At 39.8% G+C, this 18,748-nt stretch carries 18 protein-coding genes; 14 read left to right on the plus strand and 4 right to left on the minus strand.

The genetic code is table 11. The features are described 5' to 3' along the window. Positions 1–287 precede the first annotated feature (287 nt). The 8 genes from K3F53_RS08850 (at position 288) to K3F53_RS08885 (ending at position 8,583) form a co-directional block, all read left to right on the plus strand. The gene (locus K3F53_RS08850) at positions 288–2,339 is read left to right on the plus strand and encodes a hydantoinase/oxoprolinase family protein (protein WP_246615699.1); all 2,052 of its coding nucleotides are present in this window, start codon (positions 288–290) and stop codon (positions 2,337–2,339) included. After that, positions 2,339–4,306: a hydantoinase B/oxoprolinase family protein gene (locus tag K3F53_RS08855; RefSeq protein WP_057898914.1), complete on the plus strand. Its 1,968-nt coding sequence runs from the start codon at positions 2,339–2,341 to the stop codon at positions 4,304–4,306. The genes K3F53_RS08850 and K3F53_RS08855 overlap by 1 nt, the downstream gene beginning before the upstream one ends. 268 nt (positions 4,307–4,574) lie before the next feature. Continuing rightward, on the plus strand, positions 4,575–4,955 hold the full coding sequence (locus tag K3F53_RS08860; RefSeq protein ID WP_057898913.1) for a hypothetical protein: 381 nt from the start codon (positions 4,575–4,577) through the stop codon (positions 4,953–4,955). Between the two features lie 7 nt (positions 4,956–4,962). Beyond that, the gene (locus tag K3F53_RS08865) at positions 4,963–5,352 is read left to right on the plus strand and encodes an N-acetylmuramoyl-L-alanine amidase family protein (protein ID WP_082705994.1); all 390 of its coding nucleotides are present in this window, start codon (positions 4,963–4,965) and stop codon (positions 5,350–5,352) included. A gap of 302 nt (positions 5,353–5,654) precedes the next feature. Next, entirely contained in the window at positions 5,655–6,350 is a 696-nt protein-coding gene (locus K3F53_RS08870; protein WP_057898911.1) for a FadR/GntR family transcriptional regulator, read from the plus strand. Continuing rightward, positions 6,347–7,594 (plus strand): CynX/NimT family MFS transporter, encoded by a 1,248-nt coding sequence (locus K3F53_RS08875; RefSeq protein WP_057898910.1) that lies wholly within the window; start codon positions 6,347–6,349, stop codon positions 7,592–7,594. Before K3F53_RS08870 ends, K3F53_RS08875 begins: the two co-directional genes overlap by 4 nt. Before the next feature lie 71 nt (positions 7,595–7,665). Beyond that, complete coding sequence (locus K3F53_RS08880) at positions 7,666–8,037, plus strand: VOC family protein (RefSeq protein ID WP_057898909.1); 372 nt, start codon at positions 7,666–7,668, stop codon at positions 8,035–8,037. A gap of 66 nt (positions 8,038–8,103) precedes the next feature. Further along, positions 8,104–8,583: a GNAT family N-acetyltransferase gene (locus K3F53_RS08885; RefSeq protein WP_082705993.1), complete on the plus strand. Its 480-nt coding sequence runs from the start codon at positions 8,104–8,106 to the stop codon at positions 8,581–8,583. On the opposite strand, the gene K3F53_RS19900 is transcribed toward K3F53_RS08885, so the two are convergent. After that, entirely contained in the window at positions 8,467–8,958 is a 492-nt protein-coding gene (locus K3F53_RS19900; RefSeq protein WP_057898908.1) for a LysR family transcriptional regulator, read from the minus strand. The genes K3F53_RS08885 and K3F53_RS19900 overlap by 117 nt on opposite strands. A gap of 181 nt (positions 8,959–9,139) precedes the next feature. Here K3F53_RS19900 and K3F53_RS08895 point away from each other — a divergent pair, with 181 nt between their 5' ends. Both K3F53_RS08895 and K3F53_RS08900 read left to right on the plus strand, forming a co-directional pair. After that, the gene (locus K3F53_RS08895) at positions 9,140–10,051 is read left to right on the plus strand and encodes a DMT family transporter (RefSeq protein ID WP_220560530.1); all 912 of its coding nucleotides are present in this window, start codon (positions 9,140–9,142) and stop codon (positions 10,049–10,051) included. Between the two features lie 355 nt (positions 10,052–10,406). Beyond that, positions 10,407–12,005 carry a BCCT family transporter gene (locus tag K3F53_RS08900; protein WP_091260203.1) on the plus strand — a complete coding sequence of 533 codons (1,599 nt, stop codon included), beginning with the start codon at positions 10,407–10,409 and terminating at the stop codon, positions 12,003–12,005. Positions 12,006–12,117: 112 nt separating this feature from the next. On the opposite strand, the gene K3F53_RS08905 is transcribed toward K3F53_RS08900, so the two are convergent. Next, complete coding sequence (locus K3F53_RS08905; protein WP_057898905.1) at positions 12,118–12,795, minus strand: queuosine precursor transporter; 678 nt, start codon at positions 12,793–12,795, stop codon at positions 12,118–12,120. Positions 12,796–13,389: 594 nt separating this feature from the next. Beyond that, positions 13,390–14,556 (minus strand): bis-aminopropyl spermidine synthase family protein, encoded by a 1,167-nt coding sequence (locus tag K3F53_RS08910; protein WP_091260205.1) that lies wholly within the window; start codon positions 14,554–14,556, stop codon positions 13,390–13,392. 702 nt (positions 14,557–15,258) lie between these two features. Between K3F53_RS08910 and K3F53_RS08915 the strand changes: the two genes are divergently transcribed. Beyond that, a complete protein-coding gene (locus K3F53_RS08915; RefSeq protein WP_156424044.1) occupies positions 15,259–15,402 on the plus strand; it encodes a hypothetical protein in 144 nt (47 codons plus the stop codon). 43 nt (positions 15,403–15,445) lie between these two features. Here the strand turns inward: K3F53_RS08915 and K3F53_RS08920 are convergent, their stop codons facing one another. Beyond that, positions 15,446–16,327, minus strand: coding sequence for a site-specific integrase (locus K3F53_RS08920; protein WP_156424043.1), 882 nt, complete (start codon positions 16,325–16,327; stop codon positions 15,446–15,448). 119 nt (positions 16,328–16,446) lie between these two features. Here K3F53_RS08920 and K3F53_RS08930 point away from each other — a divergent pair, with 119 nt between their 5' ends. From K3F53_RS08930 to K3F53_RS08940, 3 genes are all read left to right on the plus strand, one after another. Continuing rightward, the gene (locus K3F53_RS08930; RefSeq protein ID WP_156424042.1) at positions 16,447–16,599 is read left to right on the plus strand and encodes a hypothetical protein; all 153 of its coding nucleotides are present in this window, start codon (positions 16,447–16,449) and stop codon (positions 16,597–16,599) included. Between the two features lie 121 nt (positions 16,600–16,720). Continuing rightward, positions 16,721–17,500 carry a hypothetical protein gene (locus tag K3F53_RS08935; RefSeq protein WP_220560548.1) on the plus strand — a complete coding sequence of 260 codons (780 nt, stop codon included), beginning with the start codon at positions 16,721–16,723 and terminating at the stop codon, positions 17,498–17,500. Between the two features lie 69 nt (positions 17,501–17,569). After that, complete coding sequence (locus K3F53_RS08940) at positions 17,570–18,586, plus strand: hypothetical protein (protein ID WP_057898901.1); 1,017 nt, start codon at positions 17,570–17,572, stop codon at positions 18,584–18,586. Positions 18,587–18,748: the final 162 nt, after the last annotated feature.

An 18,748-nucleotide genomic window follows, 5' to 3' on the forward strand; every position in this document is an offset into this window, starting at 1 on the left:
CGAGCAAAGCAATACCGTGATGCTGCATTTTTTTCTATACTATTAATATAGTAGTAACGTCTATATAAAACAATATATATTCCAGTATATTGTGAACCTCTCCCACTTCCTGGCGTGTGAGACACCTTTCATAAGTGGAAATTCACTTTCATTTTTGAAAGAATCTTTTCTTGTATTTATTCTGTTTTTACTTATACGTCTATATTTTTTAATTTTTAAAATTGGCATAATAATTGCTAAATTTAAATGGGCGAAAGCAAGTGCATTTTAGCTAGAGGAGGAAACGTATGATGGGAAAATATCATGTAGCCGTCGATGTTGGTGGAACCTTTACTGACGTATTTGTTTTTGATGAGGAAAAGGGGGAAATTGCTGTTACGAAAGTATCTTCTACACCTGACAATCCAGCTCGAGGCATTTTAGAAGGGATTAAAAATTCAGCGGTTCCGATATCTGAAATTTCATTATTTTCTCACGGTACGACCGTTGGAACCAATGCCTTGATCACAAGACGCCTGCCAAAAACAGCTTTTATTGCAAGCAGAGGATTTCGTGATGTACCGGAAATTCGTCGTGGAACTAAGCTAGAATTATGGGACGCCTATGAAGATGTAGCACCTCCGTACATACGGCGTCGTGACCGGTTTGAGGTTACAGAGCGCACAGACTATAGCGGAAATATTATTACTCCGCTTGATGAACAGGAAGCGCGCGAACTGGCCCGTATCCTGAAAAGGCGCGGGGTAGAATCCATTGCGATTGGTTTCATGAATGCATATGTGAATGGAACAAATGAACAAAGAATGAAAGAAATCCTTCAGGAAGAAATGCCGGGAGTCTATATTTGTACATCGAGTGAAACGCTTCCGGAAATTTTCGAACATGAACGAATGAGCACCACAATTGTAAACGCTGTGCTGGGGCCGATTGTAAGTAATTATATTCAGGAACTGTCAGATTCTTTGCGTAAAGATGGATATAAAGGAGATGTACTTGTACTTCATTCCGGTGGTGGCGTGATGACGTCCGAAACGGTTCCGAGGTATGCCGCTCGTCTCGCCAGCTCAGGAATTGCGGCCGGTGCGATTGCAAGCGCTCACATCGCTAAATTATGCGGATTTCAAAACGCGATTGGATTGGACATGGGAGGGACAAGTACGGATATTTCTCTCATGTATAACGGTGAGTTACGCGTTACAAATGATTGGTATATCGAATATGGTTATCCGATCGGGTTCCCGAGCATTGAAATTCTCACCATTGGTGCCGGTGGTGGTAGCCTAGCCTGGATTGACGATGGGGGTTCACTTCGTAACGGTCCGCAGAGTGCAGGAGCGACACCCGGCCCAGCTTGCTATCAACGCGGGGGAACAGAACCAACGAACAGTGATGCCAATGTGCTATTAGGTCGCCTTGGAACGGAACTTCTGGATGGGAAGATGACGCTTGACAAAGAAAAAGCACGCGAAGCGATTCGAAAAATCGCTGAACCATTCGGCTATACGGAAGCAGAAGCAGCGAACGCCATCATCAAAGTAGCAAACGCTAACATGTGCGATGCGCTACGTCTCATTTCCGTTCGCCGTGGATATGATCCGCGTGATTTTGCGCTTGTTGTGTTTGGTGGTGCAGGTGCACTTCATGGCGCACATCTAGCGAAAGAATTAGAGATTCCAACCGTAATTGTACCACCGCATCCGGGAATTACGTCTGCTATGGGATGTTTGCTTGTTGATGTAAGACATGACATTTCCAAAACGTATTTAATGAACATACAGGATGTCTCATTGACTGAATTAGAACAAACATATGTAAATATGGAACAGGAAGCGGCTAAACTTCTGGAAGAAGAGGGGGTACCGCAAGAAAATACTCAACTTATTCGTTATATTGACATGCGGTATACCGGACAATGGCGTTCATTATCTATTCCAGTTTCCCGTCCGATTCACTCACTTAAGGAAGCATTGGAGCGGTTCCACAGGGAACATGAGCGTGAATTCGCATTCTCAAATCCGGAACAAGGGGTTGAAATTTACGGCCTACGCGTAGCGGCCACCGGAATTGTACCGAAGCCGGATTTACCAATGGAGCAGCCGAAAGGCAATATGAATGATGCGATTCGGGGCAAGCGAGATGTTTATTTTGAAGAAAGCGGGGGCTTTGTAGAAGCAACCATTTATAATCGTTCGCTGCTCCCTGTAGGTTCTACATTCCAAGGGCCAGCAATTGTCGAGCAGATGGATTCGACAGTTGTTATTCCGCCAGGATTTACGGCTGAAGTCGATCCGTATAAGAATTTACTGTTAACGTACAAAAAAGATATGGAGGCGAAATAATGAGTCAAACACAATCTGCCATCACACGTCTAGATCCGGTAACGTTTGAGGTGTTAAAAAATGCGTTTGTAAATTTGGTTGACCAGATGTCTGAGCAAATTCTGCGGACATGCTATTCTTTCGTGATTTATAGCCGTGATTTTAGTTCGGCTATTTGTGATGCTGAAGGGAACACCATTATGCAAGGAACGCAGGATATTTCCGTTCATGTAGGAACACTCCATTTAACAGCCAAAGCAGTACTTGAAGATTTCGGAGACGATATTCATCCTGGGGACGTATTTTTGATTAATGATCCGTATCGAGGTGGGACACATTTTTGTGATGTTCGCGTAGTTCGACCGGTATTCTATGATGGAAAACTTATTTCTTTTATGCAATCGAACGGGCACTGGGCTGATGTTGGTGGTAACGTTCCGGGCTCCTTCAATGTTCGTTCCAAAGATCATTATGGGGAAGGGATGCGAATTCCACCGGTACGGATTTGGAGCAAAGGTCAGTATTTGCAGGATGTGGCCAATCTTCTGGTGGCCAATATGCGTGTTCCGGAAGAGCGCCTTGGCGATTTGCGTGCGCAGGCGGAAGCAACCAAAGTCGGGGAGATGCAACTTGTTCGTTTAATCGAAAAGTATGGTCTTGATACGGTTCTCATTGCTTTTGAAGAAGTGCAAAACTATGTGGAACGTCTCGGACGAGCACGTATTTCCGAACTGCCGAACGGCACATGGGAAACAACAGACTATATTGACATGGATCCGGAAGTTGGTGATCAATTAATCCCAATTCATGTGCGTATGACGATTAAAGATGATGAAATTGATTATGATTTGACCGGTTCACATCCCTACATCAGCTGCTTTTTGAATGCTGGGTTCGGCGCTTCTTTTTCCGCGGTCATTTCCGGAACAAAAACATTTTTCCCGGATATTCCGCTTAATTCTGGTTTTTATCGCTTCATTCATGTGAATTTGCCCGAAGATTCTGTTGTAAATGCACCGTGGCCTGTAGCTGTAACCGGTTTTTGCTCCGGTGCATACGAAAAAATCATGAACGCTATTTTTGAATTGTGGTCTGGTATTATGCCGGAACGAGCGCTTGCCTGCTCGTTTAACCTGGAATATTTGTTAATCGGTGGTTGGGATCGACGCGCCGGATATGACAATTACTTTATGTGGTATGACTGGATGGCCGGTGGACACGGTGGTCGTTCATATAAAGATGGAGCGAATGCGATGTCTCCGGTATTTGGTGTCGGATTAAGCATTCAGCCATGCGAAGGACAGGAGAGGTTGTCCCCTGTTATTACAACGCATCATGAAATTGTAACAGACTCTGCTGGTCCGGGGAAATTTCGCGGTGGCTGTGGTGTGCGTAAAGGTGGAATATTGACATCATGTGAAAATACGGTTATGTCGTACTGCTGCGATCGTTCGCGCTCTGTTACATGGGGGATTCAAGGGGGACTTCCGTCCTTGCCGCATGGAGTAAGGTTAAATCCAGGTAGCGATAACGAACGTTTTTTGGGGACGGTATTTTCGAGTGTGGCGCTTAAACCGGGGGATTCATTCGATCGTCCTTCCGCAGGTGGTGGCGGATTGGGTGACCCGCTTGAACGTGATCCGAAGCTTGTATTGGAAGATGTGATCGATCAGTATGTATCCATAGAGCGTGCGCGTAAAGATTACGGAGTTATTATCAAAGAGATTGACCGCGAGATTGACCTGTTTGAAATTGATGAGGAGGCAACGAAAAACGAGCGTGCGTACATTCGAGCCAAACGCAGACAGTGGTTGCAGGAAGATATCGCTTCCGTAGAGGAAAAATTTAAAAGAGGAGAAATCGATGAACTGGATGTAATCCGTCGCTATGGTGTGATTATGGATTACACAACCGGGCATGTTCTGCCAAATTCGACAGCACAATATCGCGATATGTTATATAAACGCACGCTGGCCCATTGGGAGTAGCGGTAAGATTTTCGTTTGTTTTCACGACATTACAGCCGATGCACAAAAGCAGGTGTCTTTCATAGATGCCTGCTTACTTTATTAATAAGAGTTCATGAAAATGGGACTTTTTTCATGAGGGAAAGTTGTTCATTCTTTGATAAAGAAATTGTACAATAATATAATCAATTTCCTATATTACGTATTAAAGATATATTTAGGAATTTTTGTGGAAGTATAGCAGATTGGTCGTTTTGTGAATTGCAGAACGGGAAAGAGAGGATAAATTATGAAACAAGCGTTTTATAGGATTAGCCTGCTTCTTTTTCTCTTGATGGGGATGTTGTCGGCGGTGGTTCAAGCTGCACCCGCTCCTTCCATTCAGCTCTGGATGAATGGAGAAAGAATGAAGCCGAAGATTCCTCCACAAATTCAAGTGAATGGACAAGCTGTGACAGAGCTATTTGGACAAAACGGCAGTTGGGATAAAGGGAAAACAACATATTCCATAAGTTCTAAAGCAGTCAACGAAGTCGATGAAAAACCGAAAGTAGTTATTGAAAAAGTGAAAATTACAGGGCTTGTGCAAAAGGAAGAAATGATAGAGATAGAAGCGAATGGAGAGGTACAAGCCAAGCATTTCACGATGAACAATCCGTTCCGTATTTGATGTAGTAATGACACGAGAAGGCGACACGTTCCCTGAATTGCCTGAACGAGTAAAGATAGCGAATGGGGAAAAGGCGGACTTGTTTATCTCCGTCCATATTAACTCGGCCACTTCGTCGTCGGCTAAAGGAACAGAAACATACTATTACACTGCAAAAAGCAAAACGTATGCAAATACCGTTCATAAATATCTTATACAGGCAACAGGGTTTTCGGATCGAAAAGTCAAAAAAGCGAGATTTCAGGTCATCAGAGATACGAAAATGCCCGCTGTTTTAGTAGAAATTGGATTTATTACGAATCCTTCAGAAGCGAAGCAAATGGCTGATGAAGAATTCCAGAAACGGGTTGCAGATGCGCTGTATAAAGGCATTCGTGAATTTGTTGACCAGAATTAAGGAATACGAAAACGAGCTTTGTTTTTTGTCTTCCTTAGCGTATATTTTTGTTATGGTACAGAAATAATGACTTTCTTAAAAGATGAGCAAGAAGTAAAGGTCATTGACTATGGGCATAAAGATAGATGAATTTTTACATAGACATTAGAGGCAAGAGGCAATATTTTTCTGCCTCTTTTTTATTATGTAGCGTTTTAAGAGGCTCCCCTTCCTTGTCCATTGAAATCAAAAATGATTTACATTCTCACTGCATTATGATATGTTTCTATTAAACCAATCATCCGATGTTTGGAGGTGTGTGAATGAAATTACAAAAAACAAACCGCATGACGCTGGTCGAACAAGTGGCCGCACAAATTGAAGCCATCATTGAATCAGGGCAATGGCCGATCGGAACCCGGATACCAGCCGAACCAGAACTGGTTAGGGAATTGGGGGTTAGTCGAAATACGTTGAGGGAGGCGATTCGAGCCCTCGTTCATGCCGGACTTTTACGAACCAAGCAGGGAGATGGCACGTATGTATGCTCAACCAGTGTTCTTGGTGCGGCGCTGCAACGGCGTATTCAACAATCCAATATATTGGAAACGCTGGAGGTACGTGATGGGTTGGAGCAGCAGTCAGCACGGTTGGCTGCCCTGCGACGTACGGACGAAGATGTGGAAAAGCTGCGCGCCTGCCTTGCCGCTTGTGATTCCGCTGCGGAAGCGAATGATATGGATGCTTATGTCGAGTTCGATATCCAATTGCACCAGGCAGTTGCAGAAGCTACACACAATAGTGTTCTGATCGATTTATACGAATATATGACAGAAGCTGTCAAACGATCCATTCGTGAATTAGTCGAAGTTGCTTGTTGTGATTCTCATCAAAAAGTGCATCATGAACTCATTGAAGCGATTATTCAACAAGATGAAAGGCAAGCTGTTGAGGCTGTCCGTACCTATATTGAACAGTTTAAAGAAAAACTTCAACAACATCTGGAGGATGAGAAATGAGTTCACACCATCAGGCGATTGAGAAGCACTTTCAAGAAAGTGATGAGCCCTCACGCTCGTCTGCCGGTATCTTGCTGCTTATACTTGGAATAATCTTCATTGGAATGAATCTTCGAGCACCGCTCACATCAGTAGGTCCTTTAGTAGGTATGATTCGTGATGATTTAGGAATATCCAACACTTTAGCCGGTATGTTAACCACTTTACCTTTGCTCGCGTTTGCTTTCGTATCTCCTTTTGCGCCTAAGCTGGCCCGGCGATTCGGAATCAATGCGGTGGTACTCGCCTCTTTACCTATATTAACACTGGGTATCATTTTACGTTCCGTATCCGGGATCGGTACATTATTTTTAGGTACAGCCCTGCTTGGGTTTGCTATTTCGATTTGTAATGTTTTGTTGCCGAGTTTAATCAAACAAGAATTTCCGCTCAGAATTGGATTTATGACGGGTATCTACTCGGTAGCCATGAATTTGTGTGGAGCGATTGCTTCAGGAATCAGCATCCCTCTTGCTACCGATTTTGGACTAGGATGGAAGGTGGTTTTGGGCTGCTGGGCTATTCCCGCTTTTCTTTCACTTCTTGTTTGGTTGCCGCAAGCCCGTAATCGACATAAACAGATGATAGCTGTTAAATCAGATAGGAAAAATGAGCCGGTGAACGTATGGCGTTCGAGACTCGCTTGGAAAGTGACAATATTTATGGGGCTACAATCTTTGATGTTTTATATTATTGTTGCTTGGATGCCTGAAATCCTTATCGAACGAGGATTAAGTGCTAGCTCCAGTGGTTGGATGCTTTTCTTACTGCAATTTGCCTTGCTTCCGTTCACTTTTATCATTCCTGTTATTGCAGGACGTATGTCCAATCAGCGATTATTAGTCATTATTACGTTTCTTTTGTTTGTTGTTGGATACTTAGGTCTCTTGTTCGGAGGGAACCTACTTATTCCGGTATGGGCTATTTTGATTGGCATTGGGGGAGGATGTGCTTTTAGTTTAAGTATGATGTTCTTTAGCCTTCGTACCCAAAATGTTCACCAGGCAGCAGAATTGTCCGGAATGGCTCAGTCCGTAGGATATCTTTTGGCCGCAATAGGGCCAACTCTTTTTGGATTGCTGCATGATATGACACACAGTTGGACGCTTCCACTGTTCATACTGGTTGTGGCTTCGGCTTTACTTTTGATAGTTGGTCTTGGCGCAGGAAGCAACCAATACGTGACTTCAAAGGAAAAGAACTAGAACATACAAAACTTTACCCATTATTTTGTTAAAATTAATCGTACAAAATCATGTAGCTGGAGGAATAAACCTTGAAAGTATTAAAAACGTTCACTCGTATTTATGTTAGCGACTTAGATACTGTATTACCTTTTTGTGAAGAGCTTTATGGTGTAAAAACAGAATTAAGATTTACATATCCTGAAATGAATTTGGAACTTGCATCAGTCGGTGATCTTTTGTTTATAGCTGGATCACCGGAGGCATTAAAACCATTTGAAGGCACGAAAGCTACATTTGTAGTAGACTCATTAGATGAATTTCTAACTCACCTTAATAAAATAGGGGTAAAGGTTATTAGAGAACCAAAACAAGTCCCTACAGGGAAAAATATGACTGTACAACATCCCGATGGAACGATTATTGAATATGTTGAACATACCCAAGCTTACATTGAGAGTTGACACACATTCATTATACCTTCTTATGTTCGTCAAGTAATAGAATGATTCAGTTTAAGGAGGGTTTTTATGAAAATCAGAAATGTACATGAATCAGATTATTCTTACATAATTACTCGTATAAACCAGTGGTGGGGGGGAAGACAAATGTCGGACATGCTCCCAAGATTGTTCTTCTCTCATTTTCAGGAAACATCTTTTGTTATTGAAGATCATGATCGAATTATCGCTTTTGTTATTGGATTTATATCTCAAACACACCCAAAAGAAGCATATATCCATTTTGTCGGAGTCCATCCCGATGGGCGCAAGAAAGGTTATGCTAAAAAACTATATCATCACTTTTTTGAGACGGTAAAACAGAGGGGTTGCAGTATTGTCAAGTGTGTTACTTCTCCGGTCAATAAAGCGTCTATTGCTTATCATACAAAGTTAGGTTTTGACATTCTTGAAAGTGATATAAAGATTGAGGGGATTTCTGTTCATAAAGATTATGATGGACCTGATCAAGATCGCGTCGTGTTTCAAAAAATCCTTTCTACCACATAGCCCATTTTTTGTTTTAAGGGTACTTGAAATTTTTAGCTGGATAGCGATGCATAGAGGAGGCAATCTATAAATTAATAGGACTTCAGGTGCTGTAATTTTCAATTGACCTTTTATCTCTCCGTGCTCCCCCGTTGCTTCTTTTACATTCCTAAAAACATTAAGTATTTGAATCGCATGTGGCAGCAATTTTTCACCAGCTTCAGTTAAAAAAATCCTTTTTCCGATCCTATCAAAAATGGGAGTTCCCAGTTCTTCTTCTATTGCTTTTATATGAAATGTTACAGTCGACTGGGAATAGTTAAGAAGTTCAGCCGCTTTAGTGAAACTCCCTGTTTGAATAACAGCTTTAAATGTATTTAGATGCCTAATTTCCATGAAGTCCAGCTCCTCCTATTTAAAAACTCGATAGATATATTTTAAAACACTAATTTCACTAGCTTAAGGAAAAAACATAAAATAATAATTGGAAAAATCGATATAAGAATTTTATCTTTCAACTTCATTTTTTCATGATTGTAAAAATCATATTATTTATATATGAAAAGATGATATAATAATGGGCAGACAGTACAAAATCTTAGTGAATTCAAAAATTAAGAAGTCTATGCAGACAGGTATTTTGTTGAAAAGGAGTATTATTCCTTGGTTATTTGTTCTGATGTGGAGCAGTGGGGGGATTTTTGTAAAAATTGGTTTACACTATGCCGATCCATTTATTTTTCTGTTTTTTCGATTATTATTTTCCTCTCTTCTTTTTTGGGGAATGTTGCTCATATTTAGACCTTCATTACCAACAAATTCAAAAGAATGGATGGATGTCATTTTCACAGGATTATGTATGCAAGCTGGTTATCAAACCTTTTATTTTTTAGCTTTAGATTACAATATTTCTCCTGGGCTGCTGGCCATTATACTTGGAGCACAACCTATTCTTACAACATTTCTTTCAAGAGAAAAAAGTGGAAAAAATCAATGGATAGAGCTCATTATTGGAATCATCGGTCTTACTTTAGTCGTGCTCGATAGTACAAAAATAGCGAACATTTCAAAAATAGGCATGATGAGTTCATTGATTTCACTCCTTTGTATTACAGGAGGAACCATCTTACAAAAGTCTATACAGGTTAATCAAATATCAAATATGACGATTCAGTATACATCCGGAACTATTTTTTTATCCATCTTATTATATTGTTTTGAACAAAAAGTAAGTTGGTCTCCTATGTTTTTACTCTCCCTCTGTTGGATGGTATTCGTTGTTTCAGTAGGAGCAACCTTATTGCTCTATCATATGATACGACAGGGCAATCTTACAAATGTAACAAGTTTATTTTATTGTGTACCACCTGTGACAGCTATATTCGATTTCTTTGTGTTCAAAAATAGTTTAGCAATGCTGAGTATAATCGGTATGGGTTTGATTGTCTTAGGAATTTTTCTTGTTAACAGACAAGGCAAGCTGGTATGATTCACAAAAACATGCATCTGAATCCTCTTTATTACAAGGAAAGCTTTGAATTGAGTGTAGAGACAAATGGAGCCCCCTCATCAATATGAAAGCCATATGGGTAGCGAAAGTGTATGTCCGTTTATAAGCGATGGTGAAGCATGTGTCAATAACTTCTACAGGTGTAACCAGAAAAACTCGCAGGCTCGCTTCGCCGTAATATCCTGACGCTCCTTGTGGAGTATCACTTTTTCATTGTTTGGCATATGGTATATAAATACAGTTTCAGTTATAGAAAAAGTGGGAAAAGGATAATAGGGGGAGTATACCCCTTTTACTCTACCGAATGGTCATTTGAAAATGTAAGGAGGAGCAGATGCAAGCAAAAAAAATGGACTGGATTACGTTTACCATCACTTTTGTAGTACTGATCGCCGTTTGCATTCCACTGGGGCTATACCCTGAGAAAGGCGGTGAAATGTTAACGGCGGCCAGTAAGTTTTTTACTAACACCTTCGGGATTTCGTATCTTTGGCTTGGAATCGGTGTATTTTTCTTTCTTTTGTGGGTCGCTTACGGACGATATGGAACGATTAAATTGGGTGAGCCCGGAGAACGTCCGGCTTTTTCTACTTTTAGCTGGGCTTCTATGTTATTTTGCGCGGGGATCGGTGCCAGTATTTTGTATTGGGGAACGATTGAATGGGCGTATTATTATGAAAGTCCGCCATTCGGTCTGCAACCCGGTTCTACGGAAGCGATCGAATGGGCCGCCACATACGGCATTTTCCACTGGGGACCGACAGCATGGGCGATTTATTGCCTGCCTGCTGTACCGATTGCATATTTATACCACGTTCGTAAGAAGCCCGTATTGAAAATCAGCGAAGCGTGTCGGCCATTCATCGGCAAGGCGGCAGATGGTATTCTCGGCAAAATGATCGATATTTTATTTATGTTTGGATTGCTGGGAGCTGCCGGAACGACGCTCGGTCTGGGTACGCCGATGATTTCAGCCGGCATTAGCAAAATGACGGGAATTCCGGAATCATTCGGTTTAAACATTGGAGTATTATTGATTGTGACGATTATTTTTTCTTTTAGCGCGTATTCCGGATTACAAAAAGGGATTAAATGGCTGAGCGATATGAACATGGTACTGACTTTTTTGCTGTTGACCTTTATTCTTGTCGTCGGTCCGACCCTTTTTATTTTAAAAATGGGAACGAACAGCGTAGGCTTATTACTGGACAACATTTTGCGAATGAGTTTATGGACGGATCCAATTACAAAATCAGGGTTCCCGGAAAGATGGACGATGTTTTACTGGTCATGGTGGCTTGTATATTCGCCGTTTGTAGGATTATTTATTGCTCGTATCTCGCGCGGTCGTACCATTCGCCAGATGATTATCGGCACTCTTGTATGGGGAACGATAGGCTGTACTGTATATTTTGTTATCCTTGGAAATTATGCAATATATTTGCAGTTAAATGATATCCTTCCTGTATTGAGTATTTTGCAAGAAAGCGGTGCGCCGACGGCGATTATTAGCGTGATGAATACGCTACCTTTCAATAAGATAATGGTACCATTATTTTGTATACTGGCTATTATTTTCTTGGCGACTACGTTTGATTCTTCCGCTTATGTGCTTGCAGCAGTAACCCAAAAGCGCGTCGATAATGACCCGTTGCGTTGGAATCGAATGTTCTGGGCATTCGCGCTTTCGCTTCTTCCGATGGTTCTTATGTTTATTGGCGGGTTAGAAACGCTTCAGACAGCAAGTATTTTAACTGCATTGCCGCTTGTTTTTATAACCTTGCTGTTGATTCTTTCATTCGTCAAAGCTGTACAACAAGATGAAAAAAAGAAAGTAGTAGCGGAAAGAAAAATGTTCTGGGAAGCGGAGAATACGCGCATTCAAGCTAAAAAGCGACATAGTGAGGCGGGGATGGAAAAAAAAGCAAGATAAAATATACCGGTAGGTCATTTCTACGAAGTCATGCGCTTTTTGCATGGCTCTTTCTTTATGGGGTACGTTTGGAGCTACGGTATATACGGCGGCTGGAATATCCCAGCCGTCGTTACGTTTCCACTTTGAAGCTTCGTGCCGCATACAGCGCAGGCGTCGAGAGAACAGAAATGACGAATTTAATTAAGTATGTGGTAATGAAAATATCCATCCATACACCAAAAGAGTGAATACCGGCAAATGCGATCGTACAGAAGACGAGCGAGTCAATCAATTGGCTGATTACCGTACTTCCGTTATTGCGGAGCCAGAGCTGATTGGGCTTCGGAAATTTCTTTTTTAGGAAAGTGTAAATTTTTACATCCAGGAATTGGCTGATGAAATAAGCCGCCAGGCTTCCTAAGGCCAAACGTGGCATAATACCGAATAGTTTTTCCATCGGCTCTTGGGCGAAGTCGCTCGCATGCGGCTGAAATTTTAGCACCATTTGCATGATAATCGTTGTCATAATAAGAGTAAAGAATCCAAACCAAACGGCCTTCTTCGCGTCCTTTTCCCCATACTTTTCGTTCAACAGGTCGCTGGTAAGATAAATTGTTCCATACATCGTATTGCCTAATGTCATGACAAAACCAAACAATTCGATCGTTTTGACTACCTGGATATTGGCCAGTACGGTCGCTACGCCAACCCAAGCGTATAGCCCGACTTTGCCGAATAGACGGTAACAGACAAGAAACAATAAGAAATTGACCAGGACAAATACTAAGCCGAAATAAAAATTATACATTGTAAAATGCCTCCTAGTTTTGATAACGCGGGATTTTGCGAACCGCGGCTTCGGTATATCCGAAGCATGATTCATTTTACTTGTTGAATGAAGAAATCACAACAAAAAATTACAAGCCCAGCATTGGGGCTAGGCCTGTAATTTTTGGCTTAAAAATTATTATTCTACAAGGTGGGGGAAGTCCTTTTTTGTTACTTAACACCGCCAATAAATACGACGATTTTTATCTATTGCTTTTTTTAAGGAAACTTTTCTTTCTTCAATGGTTTCGTATTTATGTCGTGTAATTTTAGACACTAAACTAAACAGTAAGTATAGGATATATAGGCCTTCATCAAATAAGAAATGATTACGCTTTTTTCCGTACCAACGAGACTGCTCAAGTGCAAGTTTGTTCTTTATATATTAGTACTTGGAGGATATTCTATAAGACGAAAGAGTATTCTCTCATATTATACTTCCAATAGCGCCCGATATCCCAAAGCGGAATAAGGGCGCTGTTCGTTATACAAAGTAATATACGCAAAAAAAAGTTACTCCGGAGAGTGACGCACAATCATTGAGTCGATTCACTTGAAACAAACCGACAATTAGCTATACGATTTTTTTAGCGATCAAAATAAAGGTATCATTTCCGCAATCTGGACACCTTTGATTTTTCAATTCCTCAATCGTGGGGAAGTCTCCCTGAATGCCAACAAGTATCGATCCATTGCATTGCTTACACTGGTAGGTGCGTATCGTCCGCTTGACCTCACCTGTATAGAGCACATCTTCGAAAGAGCCGGTAATATCGGGAGATGTCAACTCCGTTGTCTTGAGAACGATCATCTGTCCCCGATTTCCAATCATCTGCGCTCCTTCATACTCATTAAAATGCGAAATCATTTCTTTAAGTGATAAACCCATACGTACAAACTCACGCTGTAATGCTAACATAAAATCAGGCGATTTATGGGCAAACGACAAAAAGATTGGCAATCCTTTTTCTTTCTTCAAGGCGCTTATTCCGCGGGAAACGAATAATGTCATCCCCTGCAGCGTATAAGGCGGGTCCGTAAAAAAGCAGTCGTACTGTCCGTGTAACTCCTCCGAAAGAGGTTGCCGTAAATTTGCATAGTGACAGGTAACCGCTATTCCTTTCCGATCCGCTATGTCGCGAATATACCGCAAGAATCGCTTATCGATATCTACGACTGTAATCGCCGCTTTTTGATTCTTTATGTTCGGGAACAATCGTTTGAGAAGAAAGCCAAGCGACACACTGACCAGGTCGTCATCACCAACACACAAAACTTGCTTTCCGATCAACGCATGCTCCCTCAGGCAAAGAATCGCCCGACGTAGACTTGTTTCAGGTGTACATTTTGACTGGTCAATTTGTACATTAACTTGTGGTCGTAATTGAAATAATTCTGTGAGTAACGATAAAATATCTGCAAGCTCGGTCTTCCAATCTGTCTCATTGACCATAAGCTTTTGATATAAGGCTTTGTCTAATCCACCATATCCCAACTCATTTTCGATATACGCAACTCCTTCATGGGTACAATGCACACCACGGTCCTGCGTTAGAGCACCTGCCTGCATGAGTTCCTTCTTGATCGCGGTAGCAACCGGAACAGGCAGAAGCGTTTTTCGCGCCAGCTCTTTTGTGGAAATGCCGGGCCGTATATAACATTCCACTAAAAGTTGCTCGATTACCCGGGAGCCCTCTTGAAGACGTACATTTGCATTTGCTTGTTCTATATAATTTTTCATGGAATCACTCTCTTATCATCGATATTTTTAACGTGCTATATTCGTTCTGGAAAAGCACGCACGTCATCCAAACGGTTATTTCACTTTTACCCCAAATAAAAAAGGACAGAAAATGAACATATAGCCCATCTTCTGTCCCTCTTAGGGAATTGACTGCTAAACGACTTTCGCCAGAATGGAATAGGCGTTAAAAAGTTCCTATTCCTGACATACGCGTAAAAAAATAAAACCGTGCATAAGAGCACGGCTGTTTGCAGTCAATGAAATATCATGGATGGCCGTCGTGTTCTTAACCAATATAGGTTCATCCACTTGTATCCATGACAAATAAACCACTCCAAAAGTGGATGTTTGCCAAAGCAACAGAATGAACCATATAAAATTAATTAGTTAAGAACAAATACCGACATCAAGACAACTCCTATTTTTAAAGTTATGTTCAATTGTAATTTAAAAATATTAGAAAATCAAGAGGAAAGACATATCCTGTTACTAATAAGATTTTTGACTACACATTATCAGCTTGTAGACAAAGTCTAACTTTCAGACAGGTCTGCCAGCTTTTTTTGTCGAATGAAATAAGTAAACTTTCTTTGAGGGGGAGAAAACGACATGTTTTCGAAACATTCGTCTGAAGGACGCCATCAAATAACTTCAATTTCTGTACTGGAAACCGCATAAAATCTAGGGAGGAGGGTTTCTATGTCCTATCATACAAGACCATATCCCGAATGGTCGTGGTCGCTTGCACGCGATCAGATGTTTCACGCGTGCAAGCGGCAATACTATTATCATTATTACGGCTCTCATGGAGGCTGGTTGATGAGAACGAAGCCGAGAACTTAGTGATATCAACCTTTCTAACCATTTTAAATTTTATGGTATTAGTTTAATTTTCGGAAGTGGTAGCATTTTTGGTAGCATATCTATCCAATACTTGACCGAAATTGTCTGCTGCTTCCGCCTGCATACTCGGTAGCACATGAGAATATGTGTCAAGGGTAAGTTGTGTGCGACTGTGTCCAAGTCGTTCTGCTACGATTTTCGGATGTACTCCTTGTTTCAGCATGATGGTCGCATGCGTATGACGCAAATCATGAAAACGAATTTTCGGTACTTTTGCCACTTCGATCAGGTTGCGAAAACGCCTAGTAATGTTGTTCGGTTTTAGTGTTGTACAAATACTCGTCATTACGAGAGTATCATCGGGTTGTTTACCTTCTATGGCTTTTTGAAGGTCAGGGACGATGGAAGAAGGAAAGACAACAGTTCTGGAACTTCCTGATGTTTTGGTTCCTTCTTTAAATCCTTTTCCATTGTTCAACATGATTCGGTTAATGCTAATTGTTCTGCGTTGTATATCTACATCACGCACACGCAAACCAAGTATTTCGCCCTGACGCATTCCGGTATAGATAGCGAGCAAAAATACAATATAGTATCTACTTTGTTTTGCTACGGCAAGGAAACGGATTGTTTCTTCCTCACTCCAAACATTGAATTGCTTCGCTTTTTGTTTAGGTTTTTCTACGGTATGAGCAGGATTCGTAGCCAAAAGTTGTTGTTTAACAGCAGAGGTCAATGAACTGGCGCATACGCTGTGTACAAATCGTACTGTTCCTTTCCTTCTGCAAGCCCTTTTTTTCTCATTGTTTGAATCAAATCCTGGATGTGTTGCGGTGTGATCCCATTCAACTTTAAATGACCTAGATAAGGAAGAATATGCTTTTGACCATGTTGTTTTTATATACATGACAATTATAAAATTCACTGATTATACCATATTTAAGAAATTCGCTACATTTTCATGGACGAAAGAAGCAAACTATGCGAAAAGTGAAATATTCGGGTGGGATTTTATAGATATAGCAGTAATAGGAGGTAATACACATGGAATATAAACACGAATGGACAGAAGAGGAAATGAAGGCGTGGCATTACTGGGAAATGGAATGGCTGAAGAAAGATTTACTTAAAATGACATTGTCTGACCTGCCATCTTTGAGCGTAAGCGAAAATGGGCAAAGGTTCAGTGAACCTTAACAAGAATGATTTTATTAAACAAACTATTGATTTTTTTCCTAAATTTGTTATATTAAAAATGTGTTAATTAACATTTTTTTCTATGTATGGGAAAACAAGAAAAAAAGAAAGGAGATTAATAATGAAAAAAGCATTGTTTATATGTGCATTAGCATCTTTGGTGATTCCTACTGTTGTATCAGCCACTTCAACCAATTCAACATCTTTAGCCGATCCTACTATTATTGAAAGCAAATCTCATTCATCTGAAACTATTCCAGCTAGTATGGAGCCGGGTGTTGTAATAGAATATGATGAGAACAATAAAATGCATATTGTTCACAAACCAAATTTGGAAGATTTTTATGTTGAAGTCGAAGACTTAGAGCAAGTGAAGAGTAATACAGCAAAAAACAACAACACTTTAAAATTAGAAGACAATGCTATTGTCCCTAATTTTGAGAATGAAAAATTATTTTTACCTAAACCTCAACCGGGAATGAGAGTAGCATATGATGGTCAAGGGCTTCCTGCTTTTATTAAAGTAAATGGGGAAGTTTATTATGGAGATAATAATAAACAAATGTCGGCTCCAGTAATACGTAATCAATATGTGTATGGAAACATTACTTGGTATGACGACGCAATTGGACAAGAGAAACATAAATTGGGGCCAAAAGATTGTGCAACAAAAAGAGGATATGATGAGCCAGACGTTGGAACACCAATCATAGTAACAAAAACGGATGATGGGAAAACTGATACTTTAACAAAATGGGATGTAGGAACACTACCTAATGCAATTCTTGACATCAGATTAGAGGAAATGAGAGATTATTTTAACGTACCAGCAGGATATAAAACAAAAAATGGTAAGAAAATATCATATGGTAGTTTTCAAGGTAAATACATCCATAAGTAATGTTTTTTATAAATGAGGGAAAGAAATCTTTCCCTCATTCTAAATTTCTTGGAAGTGAGTGATTTCGTAATGAATAAACGATATATTATTCTTTTATCTATTGCTTTTCTTGTAGTTTTAATCCTATATGGAGGATATACATTATTTAAAAGAAACACATCCTTTATTGTATTTACATTTACCGATCTAAATCAGGTAACATATTATTATAAGTATGATTTAAAAAATCAACAAACCGAACAACTTTTGGAAAGTAATATAACTACGGCACCAAGAGCTGTTTTACATAAACAAAAAAATGAGATGTATTTTCCTTATCGTTCTTCGGATGGGAGTGTTCAATTATTCAAAAAAGATTTAAATCAAAGAAATAGTGAAAAAACTCAACTAACAAATTCATTGTATGCTATTAACAATTTTTTATTAGCAGACTCAAAAATTTTTATGAATGTTGTTAATGGAAATCATCGTAACTTACAATTAGCAACTTATGATATTGAGAAGAAAAGGCTCAATGTTTGGGATTCTAATGACACGGATAAAAATATAAGAGATTTTGATTACAGTAAAACGACTAATAAAGTATATGCAGTAGTTTATTCAAACAAAGAATTATATGATAAAATATTACAAGCTAGGTCTACAAATCCATATGTTTTAAGCCCCCCAACGTATACTATTGTTGAATATGATAGTAATGGTAATAAATTAAGGGATATTTGTAAGATAAATAAAGGCATTGACAGAATATCTGTATCTAATCAAGGTGATACTTTATTAATTTCAGCTACCGAACAGGAGGTTGTTGGAAAGTCAGCTATTTATAAAATTGATATTGATAAAGGCTCACTAACCCCAGTTTTGGTTGAAGATAAAAACCATATGTTTCTCACTGAACCGCGTTTTTCTCCTGATAAAGAAGGGTTTTATTTTTTGGCATCTCCTAGTAATAAAACATTAAAGGATAAAGAGGGAGTGGAGGGAAGAAACAGAATGCTTTATTATTTTAATTTCAATAGTAAAAAAATAACAAAAGTTTGGGGTAAAGAAAACGGTACAATAAATCATTTTATGATTCAATACTAAAAACCTTTTAAATAAAAATCGTTAAAATTGCATACACTCATTTAAAAACATGGGTTGTTAAGGGGTTTATAATTATTTTATAATATTTTTGATATTCAAGATGTAATTTATGATGGAGAGTTGGTGAACTACTACTAACTCTTTCTTTTTTATTTTAGGAGT

It is taken from the genome of Aneurinibacillus thermoaerophilus (assembly GCF_019603355.1).
Lineage (GTDB): Bacteria > Bacillota > Bacilli > Aneurinibacillales > Aneurinibacillaceae > Aneurinibacillus > Aneurinibacillus thermoaerophilus.

Bases quoted from the DNA above. Each gene is read 5' to 3' on its own strand.
- K3F53_RS08850 (WP_246615699.1), top strand. From the start codon at position 288: ATGATGGGAAAATATCATGTAGCCGTCGATGTTGGTGGAACCTTTACT.
- K3F53_RS08855 (WP_057898914.1), top strand. From the start codon at position 2,339: ATGAGTCAAACACAATCTGCCATCACACGTCTAGATCCGGTAACGTTT.
- K3F53_RS08860 (WP_057898913.1), top strand. From the start codon at position 4,575: ATGAAACAAGCGTTTTATAGGATTAGCCTGCTTCTTTTTCTCTTGATG.
- K3F53_RS08865 (WP_082705994.1), top strand. From the start codon at position 4,963: ATGACACGAGAAGGCGACACGTTCCCTGAATTGCCTGAACGAGTAAAG.
- K3F53_RS08870 (WP_057898911.1), top strand. From the start codon at position 5,655: ATGAAATTACAAAAAACAAACCGCATGACGCTGGTCGAACAAGTGGCC.
- K3F53_RS08875 (WP_057898910.1), top strand. From the start codon at position 6,347: ATGAGTTCACACCATCAGGCGATTGAGAAGCACTTTCAAGAAAGTGAT.
- K3F53_RS08885 (WP_082705993.1), top strand. From the start codon at position 8,104: ATGAAAATCAGAAATGTACATGAATCAGATTATTCTTACATAATTACT.
- K3F53_RS19900 (WP_057898908.1), bottom strand. From the start codon at position 8,958: ATGGAAATTAGGCATCTAAATACATTTAAAGCTGTTATTCAAACAGGG.
- K3F53_RS08895 (WP_220560530.1), top strand. From the start codon at position 9,140: ATGGGCAGACAGTACAAAATCTTAGTGAATTCAAAAATTAAGAAGTCT.
- K3F53_RS08900 (WP_091260203.1), top strand. From the start codon at position 10,407: ATGCAAGCAAAAAAAATGGACTGGATTACGTTTACCATCACTTTTGTA.
- K3F53_RS08905 (WP_057898905.1), bottom strand. From the start codon at position 12,795: ATGTATAATTTTTATTTCGGCTTAGTATTTGTCCTGGTCAATTTCTTA.
- K3F53_RS08910 (WP_091260205.1), bottom strand. From the start codon at position 14,556: ATGAAAAATTATATAGAACAAGCAAATGCAAATGTACGTCTTCAAGAG.
- K3F53_RS08915 (WP_156424044.1), top strand. From the start codon at position 15,259: ATGTCCTATCATACAAGACCATATCCCGAATGGTCGTGGTCGCTTGCA.
- K3F53_RS08930 (WP_156424042.1), top strand. From the start codon at position 16,447: ATGGAATATAAACACGAATGGACAGAAGAGGAAATGAAGGCGTGGCAT.
- K3F53_RS08935 (WP_220560548.1), top strand. From the start codon at position 16,721: ATGAAAAAAGCATTGTTTATATGTGCATTAGCATCTTTGGTGATTCCT.
- K3F53_RS08940 (WP_057898901.1), top strand. From the start codon at position 17,570: ATGAATAAACGATATATTATTCTTTTATCTATTGCTTTTCTTGTAGTT.